The organism is Paenibacillus sp. USHLN196 (assembly GCF_037144955.1).
GTDB classification, from domain to species: domain Bacteria; phylum Bacillota; class Bacilli; order Paenibacillales; family Paenibacillaceae; genus Paenibacillus; species Paenibacillus xylanexedens_C.
The window spans coordinates 135,013-158,847 of the sequence record NZ_JBBCYH010000001.1 but is presented as its reverse complement, the minus strand read 5'-3'; the positions used below and the strand labels follow the sequence as shown (position 1 = coordinate 158,847).

Below are 23,835 nucleotides of genomic sequence, written 5' to 3'. Positions count from 1 at the left end.
AACAAGGGTCTCGGGGGGACGAACAATGAATGAAATATGCAGAAATGTTAAATCGACAGACGCCAATCCAAATAAGTTCGGTTTTTATAGAGACATTATGGAATGGATTACTTCCGTTTCTCCCAGCGGGCAAGAAAAACTTGACCCTTTTGATTTTGGCGGAGCCGCTGAATTCAAGCTCCCCAAAACCCTTGAAACGGAGATTCACCGTTATTTGATGCCCTATACCCTGCATCCCCAAGGTGGGTATAGGGCATATATATCGAATGGGCGTGTCTGGGGAACATCAGGTGCTATCCTGGCATCTGACGGAAAACTGATCTTCGACCTTTCCCCCGAATACGATGCACGACAAAACAGAATGATGACATTGGAAGAACACCCCGCTTTGTATCGGAGGAAGGCTCAAGAACATCAGCATCTCCATGGAACTGCTGCCGTTTTAACTTTTTGCGGGAGTCATAATTATTTTCATTGGTTATATGATGTTCTGCCGCGATTGGGCATGCTTCGGATGTTAAATGTTGCTTTTGAATCCCTCGTCATGAATCCGAATCCTCATGGATCTTTTGTGAAAGAAACGTTAGATATGTTTGGCATCTCGGATTCGACGGTGATTCGTACTAGAGATGATCTGGAAATTCAGGCCGATCAATTGGTCGTGCCTTCCCTAATGATGAATTCCCACTATCCGCCTTGGGCAACAGCTGTCCTTCGGACATTTATGCTACCCGGACGCGACACAATACTCCATTCCCCCGTTCGCATTTTCATATCTCGGAGCAAAGCTTCTGCCCGACGAATAGTTAATGAGGATGAGGTCATCCGCCGTTTGGAGGCGTACGGGTTTATTCCTGTTTGCCTGGAGGATTGGACCATAGCCCAACAAGTCCAGCTCTTTGCTTCCGCAAAAGCAATCGTTTCACCGCATGGAGCCGGACTGGCCAATCTTGCTTTTTGCAGTAAAGGAACCCGTGTTGTCGAAATTTTTCATATCCGGCATGTTGTACCTACTTACTGGATGATCAGTAACCATAACCAACTTGATTATTATATGATGTATGGGCAGGAAGACGGGACGACACAGGAGCATTTTCCGGGATTGGAGGACTTCTCCGTGGATCTGGATCGGCTGGAACAGACTCTTCGCTTAGCTGGACTGATTGAATAGAGTTAAGCTTCTAACCCTAAACATGTTAATACAGATATGAGTGAGAGTCCTTTATCTTCCCTCCTAATAACAAACAAACCACGGCACCAAATTCGGCACCGCAGTTTAATAATCAATTATGCTATTGAAGTTGTTTCATGTAAGATTTGAATTCCTCGGCGATTTCTTTGTATTTCGTATGATGCAGGTAATGTGAACCTTCCATTGGGATCATTTTGCCCTGCGCGGATTGTTTCACTTGCTCCTCATGCAGCGGAATCCACTGCGGGTTTTTCTCGTTATTGGAAAGAACAAAGAGAAGCACTGGCAGATCACGAGAATACGTGAGTTTTTCTCCATTTTTGAAATTGGAACCCAGGTGTTTAAGCTCATCTACTAATGTTGGGTTTGTCGAGACTTGATTCGAAATCAACTTCATCTGTTCTTTGGTATGTTCATCGTATGGAAGTGATGCATATGAATCACCACTCACTTTATTGAGTACTCTCATTAAGCCTGATTTTTGAAAGAATTTCATTAAGTTCAAAGGTAATTTAACATCCATGCCAGGTTGATTCGGAACACTGCTATCGATCCCGACAAAAGCAGAGACTTCATCCGGATACGTGTTCACATAAGTCGCCGCGTACAGTCCCGTGATGGAATGCCCCATCAGAATATAACGATCTATACCGAGCTGCTCTACAGCTTCATGAATTTCACTAACGATATTCTCGGTGGTTCTCTCCGTTTCGGTCTGGTCGCTTAATCCATAACCAAAAGGCTCAATCGCCACAACTTTGTAATCAGGCGTCAATTCATCGATTAACAATTTGAAATCCAGTACTGGCGACGGAGTTCCTTGTCCAGGAAGAAGCACAATGGTTTGTTCACCGCTGCCTTGAATGGACACATTCATATTTTTCCCGTCGACATTGACATATTGGCCGTACGATTCGATTTTCTTTTTCTCGACACCATTACTTATCGTGTGAACGACAAACGTGATGCCCATGAACAGCACCAGCGCGCCGACAATACCACCTATTATTTTTAACCATAAGTTCCGTTTTTTACGGCCCATAGTCCCCGTTGTTGTTACATCCACTGTTTCTGCCATATCCATCTTCTCCTGTCCTTTATATCTGTAGAGCCGCTCTTGCGACATAGGTATAGTGTAACCATGGAAGATGTCCCCTTCGTGACGGGAATATGAACGGAGTATGAACTGCACAAAAAAAAGAGAGCTGCTTGTTAGAACAGTTCTCTTTTTGATTAGACCGTTTTAGTGGTCCAGGAATACAAGCTGAATGAAGAACAATACCGCAAAAATGTAGAATATCGGATGAACATCTTTACCTTTTCCACGAAGCAGCTTGAGTACCGGATAGAAGATGAAGCCTACGCCGATACCTGTCGCAATACTATGCGTCAACGGAGTAAGGATGATAATCAGGAAAGCAGGAAATGCTTCTTCGAGATCATCCCATTTGATTTTGCTAATGACGTTAATCATAAAGTACCCAACAATAATCAGTGCCGGAGAAGTGATCGCCGGAATACCAGATATCACGCTTACGATCGGTGTGAAGAACAACGTCAGCGCAAGCATCACACTTACCGTTACCGCTGTTAGTCCCGTTCTTCCTCCCGCAGCCACCCCTGTGCTGGACTCGATATAAGCCGATGTTGGGCTTGTTCCGAGCAAAGCGCCTGAGGTTGTTCCTACGGCATCTGCTAATAATGCACCGCGCGAACGCGGGAATTTCCCATCCTTCAGTAGTCCTGCTTGTTCAGCAACGCCGAGCATCGTGCCCGTCGTATCAAACAGCGTGATCAGCAGGAACGTAAATATGATCGTATACAAACCATTCGAGAATACACCTGCCAGATCCAGTTGCAAAGCCGTTGAAGTAAGACCTTGTGGCATGGATACAATCGATTCCGGCATTTGGAATAGTCCCATGATCCAGGCAAGTATCGCTGTTACCACCATTCCGATGAACAGATAACCTTTCACATTATAAGCCATCAGCACAACGGTAATAATCAATCCGATAATAGTCAGATAAGCCATTGGCTCAGCCAAGTTTCCGATCGTAATCAAATTCGATTCTGAATCGGCAATAATCCCGGCATTTTGCAAACCTACCGTTGTAATAAACAATCCGATCCCTGCGGTAATGGCATGTTTTAAGCTAGCAGGAATTGCATCAAGCAACATGTAACGGAATGAAGTCAGTGATAAAATAATAAACAAAATCCCTGCTATAAATACGGCTCCCAGTGCAACCTGCCAAGACACGCCATATCCGGCAACTACGCTATAGGCAAAGAATGCATTCAGGCCCATACCCGGTGCGATGACGATCGGATAATTGGACCAGATTCCCATAATCAGAGTTCCCACAATACTTGCCAGTACCGTTGCTATGAATACCCCGTTAAAGTCCATGCCTGTGCTGCTGAGTATTCCTGGGTTTACGATAACTATGTATACCATTGTGAAGAATGTTGTAACCCCTGCGATAATTTCTGTGGGGATGCTCGTGCCTCGTTCTTTAAGTTTGAACCATTTGTCCATGGTAAAGCCAGCCTCCAACTTTCAAATTATACTCCAAAGCTAAAAACAAAAAATCCTAATCTTCATATAGGATTGTAATATTGTCGCTCCTATATTCGTTGTTAGGATTTAAAGATTCAACAGCTAAGCTCTAAACTAAACATAAAGATACTCATATCTGTTTTCAACCTGAAGTCCATTTCGTATTCTAATTAAAATGACATGCAATGTCAATGAATTAACGATTTGTTCACAGTTATTTACGAACTATACAGACGTTATATCTTGTGTTCATTCGTTTTTAGAATAGAGTATGTACGTATGGCTCAAGGTCTGCAATATATGAAGAAAGACTGCCAGCAATGTTCACTGACAGTCTCTTGCTTAATTCGTAGTAGGTTTCTCTTCATATTCGCTGGATAATTCTTTAAGCGATTTGATTTTGCCATGGGGATGCTGTTCTTGCTTTCGTGACTTCCAGGCAGCTTCTTTGCGTTTCTTCTGGTCAGCCATACAAGATATCCTCCTCTGGAAACTGAGATGTATACTACCTCTTTATGATGTCATTTCTGGACAACTTTATTCTGCATGCATAGGTAATAAGAGAATTAGGCAAGCATATAAGACAAATTAGATATCGGTTTTTAGAGCAGGAATGCAATAATATAGACATGCCACAACTGGAGGTTAATATATGCAAAAAGTGATTTTAAATAATGGTGTTGAGATGCCTATACTTGGATTTGGTGTGTTTCAAATTCCGGATGCAAACGAATGTGAACAAAGTGTCATGGATGCCATATCGGCAGGATATCGTCTCATTGATACAGCTGCCTCTTATCTAAACGAGGAAGCCGTGGGCAGAGCGATCAGACGTAGTGGCGTGGCTAGAGAAGAATTATTTGTCACGACGAAACTTTGGGTTCAGGATACGGGTTATGAACGCACAAAATTAGCATTTGAAAAATCACTAAAACGATTGCAATTGGACTATTTGGATTTATATTTAATTCATCAACCTTTTGGAGATGTACATGGTTCTTGGCGTGCCATGGAAGAGTTGTATCGTGAAGGAAAAGTACGTGCAATCGGAGTGAGTAACTTCCAACCGGATCGTCTGATCGATTTGATTCTACAAAACGAAGTTACTCCTACTGTGAACCAGGTTGAAACGCATCCCTTCAACCAGCAGATCTTAACTGAACAATTCATGAAAGAAAATAATGTTCAGATCGAGTCTTGGGCACCTTTTGCTGAAGGGAAAAATGACTTGTTCCAGAATGAGGTATTGGTATCTATAGGGGAAAAGTACAATAAATCGGTTGCTCAAGTGGTTTTGCGTTGGTTGACACAACGTGAAGTCGTTGTTATCCCAAAATCGGTTCGTAAAGAAAGAATTATTGAGAACTTCAATATCTTTGATTTTGAATTAAGCCAAGCAGATATCGAGTCGATTAGTGCATTAGATACAAGACAGAGTCTATTCTTCTCCCATAACGATCCTGAAATGGTGAAATGGATTAGCACTCGCAAACTAGATATTTAATCCTATCTATCCAATAACGGAGAGGTCAAAAAATCCGATTCCGGCATCACGGAATCGGATTCTTCATTTATTGTGGCCTCAATATATAGAGAATTCAGAAGTTAATTGGCAGGACCCAGATTAATCAAGCTAACTTCGGACAATGAGACGGTAGTGTCGCCATCTTGCACACCATCAATGTTACCCAGATCAAATGAAATTCGAGTATTCGCATAGCTGGCTTCTGTTGCATCAAATGTAAACGTGAACTCCTGTTCTTCTGGAGTCAAATCAACTCGTGCCCCAAAGAAACCATGCCATTCATAGTTGGCAGCTGCGTCGACCCATCCAATCCCCAAACCCAATTTCCTGGACTTCTCCGCTTTGGCTTTAAACGTCAATTTATATTTAAAACCTTGCTGTATGCCAAATCCTTCATTGATGACTTGACGATCCCATGGATGCTGTCCTGCATGACCAATCTTGGCTTGAAGCTGTTGATTGTTAACTTGCATCTCAAGGTCCGCTGCATTACCGTCCGCATGGGTAAACCAACCTTCCTCACCTTTGGAGAAGTCGCCATTGGGGATAAGGTTAACATGAGCTGGCTGCCCTCCTTGATCTGCATTCGGATTAACTTCATATAATTGAACGTTTTTGATGTGAATCGAGTGTTCACCTGTATATAGCGGATATCCTAATCCAAATGCAAGCATGGCTGCCGAATCTGAGCTATCCCCCATAGTGAAGGTGTAAGTATACGACTTTTGATCCGCAGTTAATTCCACTTCTTCTTCAAAATACTTCACAAAATCGCCTGCATTCTGAGAGAGAACCGCTTGCATGGATTTAGGACTTGAAGCAGATGCCTCGAAGGTAAGTCGGTACGTTTTGTTTGCATCCAGTTTGATCTGACCTTGTTGCAACAAAACATCCCACCAATGTTCACTTGTACCAGGCAATTTAACCGTTAATCCTTCGCCCTCGTCATGAGAGGCTGTCAGATGATTAGGAGTCAGCTCCCAATGATTCAGATCAGCTGTTAGCTCACTGTTCTGAATTTTGTTTTGTGAAATATCCACCCAACGTGTATTATAATCTGCTCCTTCAAAATTCACATAATAGGGTTTGCCTGCTGTTAAGTTGACCCCTGGAAAATACACCGTTTGATATGCTTGCCATCCACCCGTGTCTCCAAGACTCAGGTCTGATTGTGCAACGGTTGTACCTTGTTCATCCTGAATGCTGAACTGAACCTTGGAATCACTCTTTCCACTGGCCATTCGGGCAGACAGAACATATACTCCGTCGTGAGCTACATCGATTTTATATTGCAGCAGATCTCCCTGGTCCATGTAACTGACATGTTTTCCTCCTTCTACGGAGTCCTCCAGTTGTAAGCCCTGCATCATCCAGGCTTCGGTTGCAGGTACATGTGCGTAGCCATTCACTGACAGAGGTTTTCCGCGTTTCGTCAGACGAACATTGTCCACGTATACCTTACCTTTAGAACTGCCAAATAACAGTCTTAGCTCGGATTGTGCGATTGATGCTCCATCTCCAATGATGATTTCTCCGGTAAATGTTTTCATTTCTTGGTTCAAGGAGAGGTTTTGTCCTTGATGAACCTGTACTGTTTGCCCATTACTGCTGACAACATCAATATCGATGCTTCGCGGTGTGTCTGCCTTGGCATCTAAGGAGAAACCATACGTTGTATTCGCTTCCAACTTCAAATCCGGTTGGTTCACCGAAACTTGTTGTGGGTCATTATTCGTTTGAGTAACATCAACAACCAGCTGACGCTCCATAATCGGGAATTTCGAAAAGTTATTTACACTTATATTGGCTGCCGCACTGTCCTGAATGCTGCTTGACCAGAATCCCAGACGCTCCTTGCCTTGATCGAATGTGCCATTGTAAATAAAGTTGCCATCAGGTAGCGCGTTTCGTTCGACAGTTAACGGATCAGCCTCACCCACTTCGATCAGTCTGACATTGGCAAACCAAACGGTTGTATCATCCAGCCCCAGATTAAATTCGAATCTGGCATTGTCATCCGATCCATCCCGCATATTGAATGTATAGTCATAGGATTGCCAATCTGTCGTGAGTGCAAAGGTGTTATCACCCGAATAATTCGTCCAGCTTTTTTCGAATTGGTTCACTTTGGACATGATTGTACGGTCAGCAGATGCCTTCGCATCAAACTGTATTTTGTACTTTTTGTTTTTCTTGATGTACATCGGCATCTGAGTGAGTTGAACCGAGTAGTTTTCAGTACCCGATGCATCAATGGTAACTTCTGCTGCTTTCCCTTTCTGCTCATCCGTTACAACTTTGACACTGCCAGCTCCATCAGCATTTGTGATGAATTTCCACTGCAGAGGAACTCCATTGTCTGCAGCCCCTTCCGCAAAACGATCATTGTAGATTTGATTGCCATCGGCTTGTGGTTCACGTTGTTGTGCAGGCTCGATGGGATTTGTTGTTACATCAGGCCATGTGTCTAGATTTTTGTAAGAATATACTCGCACAAAATCAACATTCATCTTTTCGGAAGTGAAGTTGCTTTCAGGTGAGCCCGGCCAGTCTCCTCCCACTGCCAGATTCAGAATCAGATAGAATGGACGATCAAATGGTGCAGGGAACGTATAATACTCAGGTTGGCCCGCAGCCTTCGTTTGCCAGTTAGTCACTTCATGATGTAATTTACCGTCTACATAGAAACGAATCATACCCGGCAACCATTCCACCTGGAAATCATGATAATCGTCAGCGAAAGTTTCACCCTTCGGAAGAGTAAGGCTTCCCTGATCGTGTCCATGGGAACCGTCAGGCTTCACACTGTCATAATGCAATGTGCTATATACCTTGTTATTACTCTCTTTGCCACCAATTAGCTCCATAATATCGATTTCTCCAGAGGCAGGCCATCCACCATAATGCGCTTCATCTGTTGGCATCATCCATATGGCAGGCCACATGCCTTTTTCAATAGGAAGCTTTGCACGTACAACTACTTTACCGTAGGTCCAGTCTCCCTTTCCCATGGAGATCAGTTTGCCAGAGCTGTAATCCTTACCATTTTTCGGACCTTTTTTTGCTTCAATCTGCAACACGCTACGATTCTGATCTTTCGTAATGCGAGTGTTATCCGGGCTGTAATATTGCATTTCATTGTTATAAACGAGTCCTGTATCCTGCACGGTCCATTTGGAAGAATCAATCGCAGGCCCGTTAAACTCATCATTCCAGACCAACTCCCATTGATCATGTGGAATTGTTGTTGCTGGAATCGGTTTTTCGCCAGCCGGATTGCTTGGTGTCGATGGTGTAGACGGTGATTGCCCGTCTGGAGTAGATGGTGTGGGTGTGCTTGTCACATTTGTTGAACCACCAGGCTGCGATGAAGCAGGTTGTTGGGCTTCACCCACCATGGATGTGCGCAATCCTTGTTTTACTTTCTCTCCGTTAATCACAACATCATCGGCATCTACACTCAATTTTTGGATCGTACCTTTGGTATCCATTTGAGTCTGACTCGCCTCTGCATGAATATTCATGGAATCAATCAGACTATTTGAAGAGATTTCCAGAATGGATCTCTGCATTACATGCATCTCCTGAATGTTACTTTCTTCCGTAATGGCAACTCTGACGGGTTCCCCACGTTTGTCAAGGACTACTCGATTCAGCTTGGAGTTGCTAATGTCGATGGAATGACTGCCTCCACCTTTAATGATGACACTTCCTGTAATCGTTACTCCTTGAAGAACAACAGATCCCTCGCCAATGCCTTCTGCCAGCAGCAGATTTCCATTGACAATCATATTTTTCAACGTGACATCTGTTGAATTAATAATCAAGTTGCCATCCACTCGGGACCCATATGTTCCAGGAGTGCTTTTTACATCTGCAATCATCGCTGACAGTAACTCTGCCGTCTCCGCTCGTGTAATCGGTGCTTTGGGATTTAATTTACCTTGGAAACCTTTAAGAATATTTTCGTTCACCAGATAGGTAAGCGCCTTCTTTGCATAACCGGAAATATCATCTGCATCCTGAAATTTCAATCGTTCACTATCTTCATTTTTAACTGTTGAAAGTTGAAAAGCTCGATCTACCATAACCGCTGCATCTTGGCGTGTAATCGGTTGTTGCGGTGAGAGATGTTCACGGTCTGTTCCTTCGATGATGCCAGAACCATTCGCTCGTACCATCACGTCATAGTACCAATCGTCTGAAGTCATATCCGCATATGAACCAGTCCCCGCATTACCGGTGAAACCAAAGGCTCGATCCAGAATCATCACGAATTCAGCTCGGCTAATGACCTGACTCGGCTTGAATGTCCCGTCCGTATAACCTTTCAATAAATTCAAGTCTTGCAACCGTGTAACTGCAGATTGTGACCAATGCCCGGTCAGGTCTGTATAGGGAACAGAGAAGTGCAGGCTTTTCGCCTGCACATTTCCCACCTCCGCTTGACCCTGTACACTTTCTGCTCCAGCAGTTGCTGGATAAACGAGAGAAGCCATTAAACTCCATGCCACCATACATGCCAGTCCTTTTCTCATCCTTCTTCCTCCCTCAGCTCAGTTATCCTTGCATTTGCATAGACCTATTCCTTGACTGCTCCAATAACGATCCCCTTAACGAAGAAACGTTGTAAAAACGGGTATACCATCAGGATCGGAAGCGCACCGATAAAGATCTGTGCTGCGCGTACGGTTCGCTGCGAGATATTCTCCAACATGGAAGGATCGACGTTGATTTTGCTGAGATCTTGCTGAACGATAATGGTCTGTAATAGAGAAGCAAGTGGATAATTTTTAATATCAGACATATAGATCATGCCGTCGAACCAGGAGTTCCACTGATACACCATTGTAAATAAGGACAAGGTTGCGATAGCTGGAAGCGACAGTGGTACGTAGACCAGAATCAACGTTTTGATATGACCTGCTCCATCCAAATAGGCTGCTTCTTCAAGTTCTTTGGGGAGACCGCGGAAGAAGTTCATCATGAGAATAACGTTCCACACGGACAGTGCGCCAGGCAGAATAAGCGCCCAGATTGTATTCATCAGGCCAAGCTTCTGGATCAGAATGTAACTTGGGATCAAACCGCCGCTGAACAAAATGGTAAATACGAAAAACCACGTATATAAGGAGCGACCTTTAAAACTGATATCTTCCTTCGACAACGGAAATGCGGTTAAGAGCATGATGACTATACCAATGATCGTTGCAATTACAGTCCGTTTAAGTGATACGATCAAGGAGTTGATGAAGTTTGAATTCCCGAATGTTTTCACATATGCGTCGGTTGTGAACCCGATGGGCCAGAAGGTAACCAGGTTTGATGATGCTGGCGCCATACTGCTGAATGAAACAGCCAATATATGAATAATTGGTAAAATGCAGAGTATCGATAATATCCCAAGAAAAGTATAGTTAGCGATGCTGAATATGCGGTATCCTTTTGTTTTATAATACAAGCCCTTTTCTCCTCTCTAGAAAACTCGATAATTAGCTAGTTTGTAAGCCATTCTGTAAGATATAACAATCAAAATGGTAGCAACCACAGATTTGAACAACCCTACTGCTGTAGCAAAACTCATCTTCCCGTTCAGAATCCCGAGTCGATATACAAAGGTGTCAATGATGTCGCCTTTGTCATACACAAGCGGATTGTACAAGTTAAATACCTGATCAAAACCGGCGTTCAAGATGTTGCCGATAGAGAGCGTCATCAGTACAATTGTGATCGGCATCAATGCCGGAATCGTAATGTGCAGCGTCTGTTTAAACCGGTTGGCCCCATCCACCTCCGCAGCCTCGTAAAGCGCTGGATTGATACCTGAGAGAGAAGCCAGAAATACGATCGTACCAAAACCAAATTCTTTCCACACATCACTGACGATCAGTGTTATCCGGAACCATGTACCATCTCCAAGGAAAAAGATCGGTTCTCCGCCAAAGGCTTCGACAAGCTGGTTCACCATGCCGCCCTGTGGAGACAGGATATCGAGCAGAATACCACCGAGAATAACCCATGATAGGAAATGCGGTAGATACACAAGCGTTTGACTTACTCTTTTGAATGCCGTCAAGCGCACTTCATTGAGCAAAATGGCAAACAGGAATGGAGCGAACAGTCCTGCGATGATTTTGAAAAATGCAATGACCAGCGTATTCCAGATTACCTGACCTACGTCCGGATATAAGAATAAATATCGGAAATTGTCCCAACCCACCCATTTGGATTCAGAAAATCCCAAGTATGGTTTGAAATCCTGAAAAGCAATTACAATGCCACCCATCGGTATGTACTGAAACACCAGTGCCAGCAATACAGCTGGAATGAGCATCATATGCAAGGTCCAGTTCCGTTGCATATTCCAGCGCTGTTTAACCCTGGTGGAGCGCCGTTTATGCGGCGTTTCTAACGTATGTTCCTTCACTCCTGCATCCCCCATGTTCTAAATTTTGTATTTTACAAGTCATCGTGAACTTGTATATTAAAATTATAGCAATGGAAATTTGTGATCTATATCCTAATATTGCAACAACGATATCAATATTTTAATAAGATTAAGGAGGTTGGACTTTGTTCACACGCTTGAATGTCTTTACCAAAATTACACTGTTGTTTGTGATGCTGCTTATTCTGGTGCTGTTTCTCTATACATACTCGAACCGGGAAAGCGTGCGTGTTATCGAACACGAGATTCAGAACAATACGATGAATCATCTCTCGACATTTGCTGATTCAGTAGAATCCAACATTTACCAACTGTCATTGTATGGGATGTCTATTGGGCAAGATTCGAGTATTCAGGAATATCAACGTCCCGACTACAAGGACATTCCCTATGAACGTGTGAAAGTTGGCAGCGCCATTCTGGAAAAGATGAATCTGTACAACGCAGCAAGCAAATGGCATTCGACCATCACACTTTACTTCCCAAGGATGCAAAAAGTGATATCAACGGATTATTATGCTTACATTCCGTACAGGGATGATGAATTTAAGGAGCCTCTCTCGCAGTCCTGGACCTATGCCGACAATCAGTTTATTTGGTACACTACCGATCCAACGACAGCGATGGCGAAACCTGGCAAAGCCAGATTGATTACCAAAATCAGTTTTCCAGTTCATCACTTGACTGCACTTCTTAATCAAAACAAGTTAAATAATAAAGGTGACCCGTTCATGTTCCATCCCGATTATGGATTAATCAGCAATAGTTCTGGAAAGGAAACCTTGAATGCCATCCTGCCTTCCCTGAAAGATGCAAAGCTTCAGGCCAGCGGTGGATTCAGTACAACGCTGAACAAAACGGAATATTACGTCTCTTACATTCAATCCAAGAGCCTCGGCTGGTATTATGTTGACTATGTGCCTATGCAGCAAATTTTGAAACCGATTACAAGCAGCCGGAATCTCTTTTACGCTTCAATTGCCGTTCTGATCGTGATGAGCGTCGTTGTATTATATACACTCTATCGAAGTGTGCAGCTCCCACTCTTACAGTTGGTGAAAGGGACGAACCGCTTGTCCACCGGGGACTTTTCCGTTCGGCTTCATCATTCTGCACGCAATGAATTCAGCCTGTTATTTGCACGTTTCAACATCATGGCTCAACGAATCCAGGAATTAATCGAGAATGTATATGAGGAGAAATTAAGAAGCCGGGAAGCCACGCTCAAACAGTTGCAATCGCAGATTAATCCGCATTTTCTATATAACTGTCTGTTCTATATCAAGAACATGGCCCGAATGAAAAATGAAAAGGCCGTGGTAGCTATGGCACTGAATCTGGGAGAGTATTACCGATACATAACCAGGTCCGAAAAGGATCAAGCCACGCTTCGTGAAGAGTTGACGATGGTCAAAAATTACTTGGAAATCCAGTCACTTCGTCTGGAACGAATGCATTTTACAATCGACGTGCCCCATGATATTTTAGATAAAACAGTTCCCAGACTAACTCTCCAGCCTATTATTGAGAACGCTATTATTCATGGTCTGGAGCCCAAATCGGTGGATGGTGAGATTAAAATCTATGCGAACTGCGAGGATGATGTGTACACGGTTATCGTGGAGGACAGCGGGCTTGGCATGTCTGAGAAACAACTTGAACATCTGAGAGATAATCTTCTTAAACCGCTGGATGAGAATATGGGATGTGGTACATGGAATGTCCATCAGCGTTTGTCTTTTCTGTACGGGGAAGGATCTGGACTATCCTATGATCATTCTTCAATGGGTGGGATTAAAGTTAACATCACATGGCACGACAATACAGACAAGTAGGTGAAAGACCCATGCTGCAAATATTACTAGTTGACGATGAACGTTCCGTCGTGGAAACGCTGGCAGAGACCATTCCGTGGGAAAGCTGCGGGATCGGTACAGTTCATGAAGCCTTATCCGGTGCAGTAGCGCTGGAAATTATGGACAACCACGACATTGACATTGTAATTACGGATATACGTATGCCCGAAATGTCAGGCATTGCACTGATTACAGCGATTCATGAAAAGTGGCCTCATGTGCAGACCATTCTGTTATCAGGTCACGCCGACTTTGAATATGCCAAACAGGCAATAGCGCAGGAAAGCTTCGATTACTTGCTGAAACCCGTTAGCGATGAAGATCTGATCGAATCCGTGCAACGCCTTGTTCATCGAATTAAAGAAAAGTGGGAAACGGCAGCATCTCATCAAAGAGCCTTACACGCCTTTCAGGATCATCTGCCATTGCTTCAATCCACGATGCTGCATGAGTTGCTGACTGGAAAAGTCTATGATCAGAAGACACTGGCAGACAAGCTTGATCTGCTGGAGCTTCCCTACTCCGTAGGAGAGGATCTCGGCATGCTGATTATCCGTATGGAGAAACATCTATCCGATATGGCACACGGCGACCTGGCCCTAATGGAATATGCGATATGTAATATCATAAGTGAAGTGATGCATAATCATTTTCATATCTGGCATACACGTGACGTGCACGATTACATTGTTGTTCTGGTTAGCATGAAACATTCAACAACGATGAGTTACAGCAGGAACGAGACGCCTCAGACATTGCTTGAGCAGTATGCTGCCCAGATTCAAACCAATGTTCAGTTATACCTGAAAGGTGCAATCTCCATTTCCGTCTCCAGTTGGGGCAAGTTCCCCTACGAAATTGGAGAACTCTATGAGCGAACAGTCATGTCCATGCGTAAACGGATGGGTCAGGTGCAAGGTTTATTTGTCACTGCTTCCGATGAAACGGATGCCAATCCCCTACATTCAATCAGGCCGCTTTATCAACCGCCAACGTTGATTAGCCTGCTCGAAGCTGGTCGCTTTGAGGATGTGGAACAGAAAATCGAGCACATTTTTGAGGAACTGCTGCATTCCAATGAACATCATGATATTGCGGAGTCAACCTTCGAGGTGTATTTTGCTATTGCGGGCGCGTTTGCGTACATCATTCATAAAAATGGTAAACAAATCTCTTCTTTGATTCCAGCAGAGTCCTATCGCTACTTTCAAGCTCCCAGTTACTCCACTGCGCAGCAATTACAGGACTGGTCCTTGCGTACACTTCATTACATACGAGATGATGCTGAACAAGAGCTTAGAGACAATCACAGCACCATTGTGCGCAGCGTCAAAAGTTTTGTCGACCTTCATCTGGCTGGTGATGTATCACTGCCTGCAATTGCTGACCATGTTCATCTGCATCCGGTGTACCTGTCCAAGGTATACAAAGCTGAGACCGGTGAAGCACTTACAGCATACGTATACCGATTAAGAATGGAGAAAGCAGCCTATCATTTGCGAACATCAACCGCCAAAGTGTTTGAGATTGCTGAACTTGTCGGTTACAACAATACCGCATATTTCATTCGAGTCTTTAAGAAATTTTATGATCTTACACCGCAAGAATATCGGGAAAATTTGCCGGTTTGACGGACATCTCAAATCTTATATCCTGGTCAGGTTTCCCCTGCTCCATATCGAATACGAAAAGGCATTGCCGGAGATCTTCTCCTGCAATGCCTTTTTGGTGCATATGTGGCCGCGATGAATCAATTCAGCCAGAATGCGTCATCCTATTTTGCGCTTTTCACGGAATCATACCACTCGTTAACTTCTTTCGTAATCTGATCTCCACCTGAAGACTTCCATTTCTCAACAAATGAGTCGAACGCATCAACAGAGGTTTTGCCATATACAATTTGAGAGAAGGTGTCTTTCTCCATCTTTGTCAAAATGTCATTGTTCATCTGCATTGTCATTGAAGGTGCACCTGTAAACATTTGATTGAACACGATATCCTTTTGATCCAAAACAATCTTGGCTGCATCAAGCATAGGTACTGGTACACCTGATTTGATTTTCTTCTCAAACGGTGTAGTTGCTTCTTCACCACTTGCCAGCTTCGCGAGTGTTGTCATACTCAAATTCGGAATTCTCGCTCCATCAAAAGTCAAAGTGTACTTCTCGGGAGCATAACCAACCGTAAGACTTGCATCGGTTGATGGTTTCCCATCTACCATAACCCAATCGTATCCTTCCGCAAATCCATGCTCAAACTCATCGCCCTCTTTAGGATTCGCATAGTGATCAAAGAGATAGTTCTGATAGGTGAAAAAGGCTTCCGGATTTTTCATGTCTTTGTTAATTAGAACTACGCCATTTCCGTTTGACGTGCCATGTCTTCCTGCTTGACCATTTGGACCGGAAGGAATTGGATACGCCTTGTATTCAGCCTCAGGATTGTTTTTCTTCACATCCTCCAGCGGCCAGGATGGCATCCAGTGAGGACCAACCACAATACCTGCTTTTCCGGCAGTAAATTCTTCAGCAGCTTTTGTCTCGTCATACACGCCGGCTTCTTCCGGGATATACCCTTTGCTCATCCAGCTCTGTAATTTGGCCAAAGCCTGTTTTGCACCAGGTGTAACGGAACCGTATTCAAGTTTTCCATCTGCCGTCAGATTCCATTGGTTTGGCATTGTACCATAAGCACCAAATACCCATCCAGCTTCAGACATCCATGTGTTCAGCCAGTTCTTGAAGCCAATGGTCAGTCCGTAGGTGTCCTGCTTCCCATTGCCATCTGGATCTTGATTCGTAAACGTTTCCAAAATGATTTCAAGATCATCTATAGTTTTAGGGGCTTCCAGATTGAATTTCTTCATCCAGTCTTCACGGATCCACATGACAGGATCACCATTATAGGAATAGTCCAGAATCGGAATACCGATCTTTTTGCCATCTTGCATGTATGGATACCATACGGAAGGATCTTCGTTTACGGCTGCTTTCCATGTGTCGCTGGCATATTTGTCAAACAACTCGCCCGCATCGACAAATTTTCCGGACTCAATCAATTCACGCACCAGATTGAATTCGCCGCGATACGAAATAATGTCTGGCATGTCTGCATTGGAAGCCAGTGACAGGCGCAGTTTTGTCTCAAATGCATTATTGGTGGATGGAGATATCCACTGGTTTTTCAACTCAATTCCGAGTTTCTCCTTAGCCCATTTGGTATGGACGTTGTTATCCTGATCCTCGCCTGACTTAAACTTCACGTCTGGACCCCATGGTCGTAAATACGTAATGGATACTGGTGGATCATACTTCCCATTTTTGAGCTCCAACGTTGTCGCTGGTGTACTTGATTCAGTTTTCTTTTCGTTCCCGTTACTACACCCACTCAAGGCTGCAGATAGGGCCAATACACCGATCATGACCAAACTGCCTACTCGTCTCTTTTTACTTGTGTCCAACTTCGTTCCCCCAGTCTATGTAATGTTGCTTACAGGTTAATCATAATGAATGATTGATATTTATGCCCATACTAATATTGCAACATTTATTGCATTAATTTAGGATATTGGATATTGAATACATAAATTGAATAAATACAATGCCTGAATATAGAAAAAAGCAGCCGCTAATGGCTGCTTCAGTCTGCTTAATTACTCGTATATTTAACCCAGTCATATTCCGCATAGAGTGGATTGGCACCGTTATAAGGACCGAGCCAGCTATCTACACCTGTTCCATTCCACAGGTTCATCATGATTTTTCCGGGTGTTTTAGGAATATTGCTGGTTGCCGTGTGCTTCAATACACCATCTACATACCATTTGATATGTCCCGGCTGCCAGTCAAATGCGTACGTATGGAAGCCTTGGGATGCATCAAAACCTAGATTGATAATCTTCTCATGATTACCAACCCCATTGGTATAATAATTAAACTGCACTTTGGTTGTGTCTTTTCCTAAAAATTCGATATCAATCTCATCCCATTGGGTGCCATGTGAAGGGCCTGTGTATGTGAAAAAAGACGAAACTACACCTGTGTTCTTGGCAGGTTTCATACTGACTTCATACAAGCCGTACCCATACGTATTTGTGGTGCGATACTCTCCGCAATCAAACTTGTTCTGTGCAGAGCTGGTCAAACCAAGCTTAAGCTTGCCGTCACTTGTAAAATTAACATTGTTAGCCCTCCACGTACAGTTAAACATGCTCCCATTGGAATACCCATCCGCTTTTTGCCACGTGCTTGCGTTAAAATAGGTTAGAGGTTCCCAGAAAACATAACCGGCGAAAGCGCTTACGGAAAAGAATAAAGAAACAATACCTGTTACTGCCAAAGTATACCAAGACTTCCTCTTCATCACACACCTCCATGAATGATTCCAACATGTACAAGCATCGCCATAATAGATAACGCTTACATGGTCGGTATGTCCATTTTATCTGGAAGCAGAGTGGTACACTATAGCAAACTTCAAAGCAGAGATATTCAATTTTTAAGATCCTCGTTATTGTATCTAATCATGTCATGTTAAGACTATGCCAGTTTCATACACGTAAGATAGATTGAATGAAGCGCCTGCCCTTCAGCATAGAAGGAATCAGGCGCTCCATGAAAACCATTTTACATATATCTCAACATGTTGGTTAATGTATTCACCCTAAAACGGTTCTATTTCGCCCCAGCTCGTACCAAAATGTCTTCAATTTCCTTAAAGCCTTTATTCTTCGCATGACTGAGTGGTGATACCCCATCATGATCAGGTATGTTCATGTCTGCTCCGTGATCAATGAGTATTTGTATCGTCTCCTGCTGCTGAGCATTGCCATCGTTAAGAATGATCGCTTCGAGTAGTGCTGTCCATCCCAATTGATTCACATGGTCCACATCCACCGAAGTTTGAGTCAGTAGTTCTTGCACTACATCCACATATCCATGCTCCGAAGCTGGAATAAGTGCTGTCCCTCCATATCGATTCGTTATCGCCGGGTCCGCTCCGGCCTCGATCGTCAGCTTCAAAATATCCAAGTATCCTTCAGCGCCAGCATACAGAAACGGGGTATTTTTCATATCGTCCTGTATATTCACATCTGCCCCCGCTTCAATTAACACTTTAGCCGATGTTAGATCATTATTGTAGGTTGCAATCATTGTAGCCGTTTGTCCACTCTGATCTTGAGCATTGATATTGGCGCCTGCTTGAATCCATTGTTGGATGCGATTAATATCGCTGTCCTCTACTGCCTTGAACAGCTGTACATCTGCTGAAGTCATGGCCTTTCCCTCCACGTTGGAGTCGTTTTTCATTTCAGGCACGCAGCCTTGGACGATCAACATACTGCTTATCAGGACAACGATGATCAGCGATTTACTCATACTGCCTCCTTTACTCCAGTGTCAAGGTGACCGAAGAAGCCATACTCCAAGCCCCCACTGGGTTTATTGTATACGCAGTACCCGGAGTCAACTTCCCATCATTTGTTAGGTCGAATATACCCGTCGCGCCTTTTCGACTTGAATATTTATAAGTGGCCGTCAGAACATCCCCGCTAGGTGAAGTTAACGTTACACTTCGACCAGAGAACAGTTCATCCCCAGGATCCTGGTCAAGCGTAACTTCAATGGAGGTTTCGCTCACTGATTGAGCACTTGCAACCACAAGTGCATCAAACGATTTCGCCGTAAATGAAGCATTTTCGATGTTGGCCCAATCCGAAGTAACCGTATATGTGACACCTGATTTCAGCGTTTGTCCTTCAGGCAAACGGAACTTCGGTTCTTGTTTGCCATCTGTAGATTGCGTGAACGGAACATATCTGGCAACGATAGGCTCGCCACCTTCTGGCGTAATTACAACTTGTCTCGCCTGCATGGAAGAGATAACTTGATACGTTTTGCCTCCTGCTTGCTCTTGATCATTCAGCACGAATGCATTAGCTCCTCGACCCCCGCTGTAAGCCGAAATGATATAACCATAATCCACTACACCGTTTACTTGCAGTGCTTCAATCTCGAAAGTATCATTCGTTACTTGACTAACCGTTGTCATGTTTATTTTTGTGCCACTGCCTTCAAAGGAACCAGCGTCTTGGCCTTTGTAAGTCAGGCTGTACACTTCACCAGCATCTTGTACGGACGTTGGAACGATGTATGTCGCAATCGACCCTGTTTTCAAGCGGGGCATATTAGTTAACGTCAGCCCACCACTAAACGCAAAGTCCGTTTGTGCTTTGGCAAAAACCTCATCCGCTGCTGTCAGCGGCTTGTCGAATGTGACGATTAACGTAATGGCATTCAGAGATCTAACGCTCTTGATTTGAGCTTGCTCCGAAGGAATAGCTTGGTGTGCAGTTTGCAACAGCACTGCTGTTTCGCCACGTGTTGCTGAACCGTTCTCGGAGTAGAACTCGCTCATCCAATGGTGAACGGACTTTACATCACGCTGCATCGCTTTGGATACGACCTGTTCCAGTTCAGCATCCGACACTTGAGTTTGCGGATTGAATTGTCCATCGTTAGCCTGCATGATGCTAAGTTCAACAAGCTTTGACGCATATGGTGCATACCATGCATTGGGATTGACATCCGTTAATTCTACGATTTCTCCCGTCTTGCTCTCCAAATTAAACGTTTTGAAAACTAGTGATGCTAACTCCGCACGGGTAATTGCTCGATGTTCACCCATGGATTGATCTGCATACCCGTTCATAATCCCCAAGCTATTCAGATCCTTGATAGCAGCTTCAATCTGTTGTTGGGTAAGCTGTGTGGTTGTTGACGCAATGTTAGCAACGTATGTAGCTGCATGTACTTGATTCGCAGTTAGCGGGAACACTGCTGTACCTAATGCAGTTATGGTTAGAAATGTAGCGATTTTGCGGGTTGTAGAATTCATGGTTGAATTCCTCCTCTATAGGTTGTAGTTGCCTGTATCTATAGAATAGAGGACAAAAAGAAACTCCCAAGGACGAAGTTATTAACAAAATATAAACTGGCTCTAAATTTTCACGAAACTTATGCAGTAAACCGGTAACCCGCTCCCCAGACGGTTTCGATATACTCCGGATTTTTGGGGTCTGTCTCCAGCTTCCCGCGCAGTTTGCGAATATGGACGGTAACCGTTGCAATGTCTCCGGTGGAATCCATGCCCCAGATGCGCTCGAACAGATCTGATTTGCTGAATACACGATTGGGATGACTCGCAAGAAATACAAGTAACTCAAATTCCTTGGTGGTAATCGCCACCTCTTCTCCATTAACAAAAACGCGGCGTGAACCTTTATCAATGTGAAGCCCGCGAATGTGGATTTCATCCTGCTCAGCCGGTTTGTTTTTGCCAAGTAGTCTCTCGTATCGGGTCAAATGAGCCTTAGCTCGCGCAACCAATTCACTTGGGCTGAACGGTTTTGTAATAAAGTCATCGACTCCCAGATTGAATGTCCTGATCTTATCGATTTCTTCCTTTTTCGCTGAAACGACAAGGATGGGCACTTCCTTCACCTCACGAATGCGCCTGCAACATTCGAAGCCGTCAAGTCCCGGAAGCATCAGATCAACAATAATCAGATGATAGTCCCCCTCCAGTGCCTGTTTCAGACCTTCATCTCCAGTATGGCAGAGATCCACAGAAAATCCGTTGAGCTCAAAATAATCCCGTTCCAGTTCCGCAATCGTTGTTTCATCTTCAATGATCAAAATATTTGCCATAACTTTATTAGTTCCTCTCTTCATTCAGCCGTTTCAGTTTGATATATATGCTCGTGCCATCGTTGGGCTGGCTTTCAGCCCAGATGAAGCCCCCATGTCCATCAATGATTTGGCGGGCAATTGCCAGCCCGAGCCCACTTCCGCCCGTTGAGGAATTCCGGGATTGTTCTGCACGATAGAAGCGTTCAAATATATAAGGCAGTGCCTCTTCAGGTATTCCCCTGCCATTATCTTTAAACGCCATCGTAATCCATTTTTCATCCGCTTGAAGTGTAATCTCGAATCGTTTATGTTCATTCTCCATGTATTTGAGTGCATTATCCACCACATTAACAACGGTACGTTTTAACTTCTCCGGATCCACAGCAGCCATGGCGGGACCAGACACCTGGTTATTCCAATCCAGGGCAACACCTTTATCCTCCAGATCATATCTCAGCTCTTCAATGCTATCTTCAAGGAAATCAGCGAGATCAACTGTTTTAAACAGGAAAGGTTCTTGGTTCAAGTCGAGCTTAGAATACAAAAACAGTTCATCCACCAGCTTATCCATGCTAACTGCTTTGGAGTGAATGATATTAACGTAACTCTCCATTTTCTCCGGAGTATTAGCCACGCCGTCACGAATACCCTCAATGTACCCTTTGATATTGGTAATCGGCGTACGGAGATCATGCGAAATGTTGGAGATAAGCTCTTTGCGGTTCACTTCGTCCTGCTGACGTAACGCATAGGAGAGCTGTAATTGATTCCGCATGCTCTCAAATGCTTCGCTGAGTTGACCAACCTCGTCATTGGAGTTTAGCTGAAGCTTAAAGGATAGATTGCCGTCCTTAATATGCTCGGCTGAACTTCGAAGTTGATTCAAGGGTTTAATGAAGCTGCGCGTGATCCAGCGGAACAAGAGCAGATTCGCAATGATAAGGACACCGATAAGCAGGATTGACATCACAGGTAGCAGCTTGCGAGTAAGCTCCGCAAAGGGGCTTCTCTCACGAATGACAAAGATACTCCCCCGTTCCCCGTCTGAATATTGAAAATCAAATTTCGCATATGCGTAAAATCGCTCACCAATATTGAAGGTGCTCCGAATCTGATAATTGTTAAGATCATAGGCAGGCAGTGCTTGCTTCAGTTCTGGCTGGTTGAAAGTCAGCGATTCGAAGATCTGGCTATTCTCCCGTCTGACGTAGAGCCCTGACTTCTCGGCTCGAAGCTTCATGTCATATTCACGCAGCAAAACCTTGTTCTGCAGGTCGTCCGGGTCATTTTTGGCCAGAAACTTCATCTCTTGAAAGATCGATTCTCCCTGTTCAGTCAGGGGGTTGATCTGATAATGTACCTTGTATATATCGCGGAAACTCTGCAGATCCCCTGTGGCCGCAATCGTATACAGACTTGCCGTAAGGAGGATGAACAGCAGACTTATGACGAGCATACCAGTGAAGGACAGCAGCATTTTTATTCGAATTGACATGGGTTCCCCTTCTCAAGCAATCAATTGGATTAGTTAGTGCACATGTTAACACAAGATGGATTCTATTGCCCATATGTAAAAAAGAGCTTTCTTTTTCATTATATATGTTGACAGTGATAATCGTTATCAATAATGTTGGAGAAGGTGCACAACGATTGATCTCAGAATCACCGACAAACATTATTGAAATGAGGTACGAAATGTGAACGTAGACGTTAATCAGTTAGCAGCGCATTTTGCACACATTCCTTTTCAAGTAGAAGGAGTATATCGATATGCTAGAAATCCAGGGGTTCCCCAGGCTGACTATACCGATTCTTTTCCTGGATTTGTGTTCCCACTTACAGGAGAAACGCAATTTCAATTTGATGGTACGCCATATATCTTTTCGCCAGGAAAAGTAGTACACGGGGGGGCCAAAATGAAACTGGACCAAACTGTGTCTAATAGATCGGAATGGGAATACATCCTCGTTTTATACCGAATATGTAGTTCAGATCTGGAAGAGTCAAGTTTTTCTCATCAGCATTTTGAATTATCAACGGGCCAATCCCCTCGTCTGATCGAATTAGTTACGCGTCTTTGGCATGTGTATAACCAGCGTGGAGGTATTTCAAGGTTTCAGACCGAGATGCTGTTTCGCGATGTACTGAATGAGACTTTAACATGTGTTGATCATAGGCAAAATAGTTGTGAATCAGATGCTTTGTTTGAACGAGTCTCTGCTTATATTCAAGAATACTATGATCAAAGTCTGACTGTCTCATCGCTTGCAGAACAAAATAACATTAATCGAAATCGACTTTCCTATGTGTTTAGAAGACATGCAGGTATGGGTCCAGCAGAATATGTATTGAAATATCGTATAAAAATAGCACAACAAATGCTATTGGCAAGTGATGCGTCTGTACAACAGATTGCTGAAACCGTCGGCATTGCTGACCCCTTTTATTTTAGCAGAGTGTTTAAGAAACAATGTGGTATTTCTCCTACGGAGTATCGTCTGAAGTTCATCAATAATCCATCCTGATTTCAATAGGCATCCATGTTGTACAAAAGCTTAGA

At 43.8% G+C, this 23,835-nt stretch carries 17 protein-coding genes; 5 read left to right on the top strand and 12 right to left on the bottom strand.

Going from position 1 to position 23,835, the window contains the following annotated elements; all coding sequences use genetic code 11:
* Positions 1 to 25 precede the first annotated feature (25 nt).
* Complete coding sequence (locus WFI24_RS00650; RefSeq protein WP_336757979.1) at positions 26 to 1,171, top strand: glycosyltransferase family 61 protein; 1,146 nt, start codon at positions 26 to 28, stop codon at positions 1,169 to 1,171.
* Between the two features lie 121 nt (positions 1,172 to 1,292).
* Here WFI24_RS00650 and WFI24_RS00645 read toward each other — a convergent pair whose 3' ends face one another.
* The 3 genes from WFI24_RS00645 to WFI24_RS00635 form a co-directional block, all read right to left on the bottom strand.
* Positions 1,293 to 2,270: an alpha/beta hydrolase gene (locus tag WFI24_RS00645; protein ID WP_336757977.1), complete on the bottom strand. Its 978-nt coding sequence runs from the start codon at positions 2,268 to 2,270 to the stop codon at positions 1,293 to 1,295.
* A 165-nt stretch (positions 2,271 to 2,435) separates the two neighbouring features.
* Positions 2,436 to 3,734 (bottom strand): NCS2 family permease, encoded by a 1,299-nt coding sequence (locus tag WFI24_RS00640; RefSeq protein ID WP_336757976.1) that lies wholly within the window; start codon positions 3,732 to 3,734, stop codon positions 2,436 to 2,438.
* A gap of 363 nt (positions 3,735 to 4,097) precedes the next feature.
* Positions 4,098 to 4,226 carry a DUF6254 family protein gene (locus tag WFI24_RS00635; protein WP_219845137.1) on the bottom strand — a complete coding sequence of 43 codons (129 nt, stop codon included), beginning with the start codon at positions 4,224 to 4,226 and terminating at the stop codon, positions 4,098 to 4,100.
* Positions 4,227 to 4,407: 181 nt separating this feature from the next.
* Between WFI24_RS00635 and WFI24_RS00630 the strand changes: the two genes are divergently transcribed.
* Positions 4,408 to 5,259 carry an aldo/keto reductase gene (locus WFI24_RS00630; protein ID WP_336757970.1) on the top strand — a complete coding sequence of 284 codons (852 nt, stop codon included), beginning with the start codon at positions 4,408 to 4,410 and terminating at the stop codon, positions 5,257 to 5,259.
* Between the two features lie 101 nt (positions 5,260 to 5,360).
* On the opposite strand, the gene WFI24_RS00625 is transcribed toward WFI24_RS00630, so the two are convergent.
* The 3 genes from WFI24_RS00625 to WFI24_RS00615 are packed head-to-tail and all read right to left on the bottom strand — an operon-like array spanning position 5,361 to position 11,707.
* Entirely contained in the window at positions 5,361 to 9,818 is a 4,458-nt protein-coding gene (locus tag WFI24_RS00625; protein ID WP_336757968.1) for a carbohydrate binding domain-containing protein, read from the bottom strand.
* 44 nt (positions 9,819 to 9,862) lie between these two features.
* Entirely contained in the window at positions 9,863 to 10,741 is an 879-nt protein-coding gene (locus tag WFI24_RS00620; RefSeq protein WP_221821204.1) for a carbohydrate ABC transporter permease, read from the bottom strand.
* Between the two features lie 15 nt (positions 10,742 to 10,756).
* Positions 10,757 to 11,707, bottom strand: coding sequence for an ABC transporter permease (locus WFI24_RS00615; protein ID WP_145325512.1), 951 nt, complete (start codon positions 11,705 to 11,707; stop codon positions 10,757 to 10,759).
* Between the two features lie 146 nt (positions 11,708 to 11,853).
* Here WFI24_RS00615 and WFI24_RS00610 point away from each other — a divergent pair, with 146 nt between their 5' ends.
* Both WFI24_RS00610 and WFI24_RS00605 read left to right on the top strand, forming a co-directional pair.
* Positions 11,854 to 13,563 (top strand): sensor histidine kinase, encoded by a 1,710-nt coding sequence (locus WFI24_RS00610; protein WP_336757965.1) that lies wholly within the window; start codon positions 11,854 to 11,856, stop codon positions 13,561 to 13,563.
* Between the two features lie 11 nt (positions 13,564 to 13,574).
* On the top strand, positions 13,575 to 15,215 hold the full coding sequence (locus WFI24_RS00605; protein WP_336757964.1) for a response regulator: 1,641 nt from the start codon (positions 13,575 to 13,577) through the stop codon (positions 15,213 to 15,215).
* Between the two features lie 143 nt (positions 15,216 to 15,358).
* Here WFI24_RS00605 and WFI24_RS00600 read toward each other — a convergent pair whose 3' ends face one another.
* The 6 genes from WFI24_RS00600 to WFI24_RS00575 all read right to left on the bottom strand — a co-directional run bounded on the left by WFI24_RS00600 (position 15,359) and on the right by WFI24_RS00575 (position 22,770).
* Positions 15,359 to 17,005, bottom strand: coding sequence for an extracellular solute-binding protein (locus tag WFI24_RS00600; RefSeq protein WP_442956186.1), 1,647 nt, complete (start codon positions 17,003 to 17,005; stop codon positions 15,359 to 15,361).
* 227 nt (positions 17,006 to 17,232) lie between these two features.
* Complete coding sequence (gene bglS, locus WFI24_RS00595) at positions 17,233 to 17,946, bottom strand: beta-glucanase (protein ID WP_336757960.1); 714 nt, start codon at positions 17,944 to 17,946, stop codon at positions 17,233 to 17,235.
* Positions 17,947 to 18,257: 311 nt separating this feature from the next.
* A complete protein-coding gene (locus WFI24_RS00590; RefSeq protein ID WP_336757959.1) occupies positions 18,258 to 18,962 on the bottom strand; it encodes an ankyrin repeat domain-containing protein in 705 nt (234 codons plus the stop codon).
* 10 nt (positions 18,963 to 18,972) lie between these two features.
* Positions 18,973 to 20,481: an S-layer homology domain-containing protein gene (locus WFI24_RS00585; RefSeq protein WP_336757958.1), complete on the bottom strand. Its 1,509-nt coding sequence runs from the start codon at positions 20,479 to 20,481 to the stop codon at positions 18,973 to 18,975.
* A 119-nt stretch (positions 20,482 to 20,600) separates the two neighbouring features.
* Positions 20,601 to 21,293: a response regulator transcription factor gene (locus WFI24_RS00580; protein ID WP_237175289.1), complete on the bottom strand. Its 693-nt coding sequence runs from the start codon at positions 21,291 to 21,293 to the stop codon at positions 20,601 to 20,603.
* A gap of 7 nt (positions 21,294 to 21,300) precedes the next feature.
* Positions 21,301 to 22,770, bottom strand: coding sequence for a sensor histidine kinase (locus WFI24_RS00575; protein WP_336757957.1), 1,470 nt, complete (start codon positions 22,768 to 22,770; stop codon positions 21,301 to 21,303).
* 202 nt (positions 22,771 to 22,972) lie between these two features.
* Here WFI24_RS00575 and WFI24_RS00570 point away from each other — a divergent pair, with 202 nt between their 5' ends.
* Entirely contained in the window at positions 22,973 to 23,800 is an 828-nt protein-coding gene (locus WFI24_RS00570) for an AraC family transcriptional regulator (RefSeq protein WP_336757956.1), read from the top strand.
* Positions 23,801 to 23,835 lie beyond the last annotated feature (35 nt).

Bases quoted from the DNA above. Each gene is read 5' to 3' on its own strand.
- WFI24_RS00630 (WP_336757970.1), top strand. From the start codon at position 4,408: ATGCAAAAAGTGATTTTAAATAATGGTGTTGAGATGCCTATACTTGGA.
- WFI24_RS00625 (WP_336757968.1), bottom strand. From the start codon at position 9,818: ATGAGAAAAGGACTGGCATGTATGGTGGCATGGAGTTTAATGGCTTCT.
- WFI24_RS00590 (WP_336757959.1), bottom strand. From the start codon at position 18,962: ATGAGTAAATCGCTGATCATCGTTGTCCTGATAAGCAGTATGTTGATC.
- bglS (WP_336757960.1), bottom strand. From the start codon at position 17,946: ATGAAGAGGAAGTCTTGGTATACTTTGGCAGTAACAGGTATTGTTTCT.
- WFI24_RS00650 (WP_336757979.1), top strand. From the start codon at position 26: ATGAATGAAATATGCAGAAATGTTAAATCGACAGACGCCAATCCAAAT.
- WFI24_RS00605 (WP_336757964.1), top strand. From the start codon at position 13,575: ATGCTGCAAATATTACTAGTTGACGATGAACGTTCCGTCGTGGAAACG.
- WFI24_RS00635 (WP_219845137.1), bottom strand. From the start codon at position 4,226: ATGGCTGACCAGAAGAAACGCAAAGAAGCTGCCTGGAAGTCACGAAAG.
- WFI24_RS00580 (WP_237175289.1), bottom strand. From the start codon at position 21,293: ATGGCAAATATTTTGATCATTGAAGATGAAACAACGATTGCGGAACTG.
- WFI24_RS00585 (WP_336757958.1), bottom strand. From the start codon at position 20,481: ATGAATTCTACAACCCGCAAAATCGCTACATTTCTAACCATAACTGCA.
- WFI24_RS00575 (WP_336757957.1), bottom strand. From the start codon at position 22,770: ATGTCAATTCGAATAAAAATGCTGCTGTCCTTCACTGGTATGCTCGTC.
- WFI24_RS00600 (WP_442956186.1), bottom strand. From the start codon at position 17,005: ATGATCGGTGTATTGGCCCTATCTGCAGCCTTGAGTGGGTGTAGTAAC.
- WFI24_RS00640 (WP_336757976.1), bottom strand. From the start codon at position 3,734: ATGGACAAATGGTTCAAACTTAAAGAACGAGGCACGAGCATCCCCACA.
- WFI24_RS00645 (WP_336757977.1), bottom strand. From the start codon at position 2,270: ATGGCAGAAACAGTGGATGTAACAACAACGGGGACTATGGGCCGTAAA.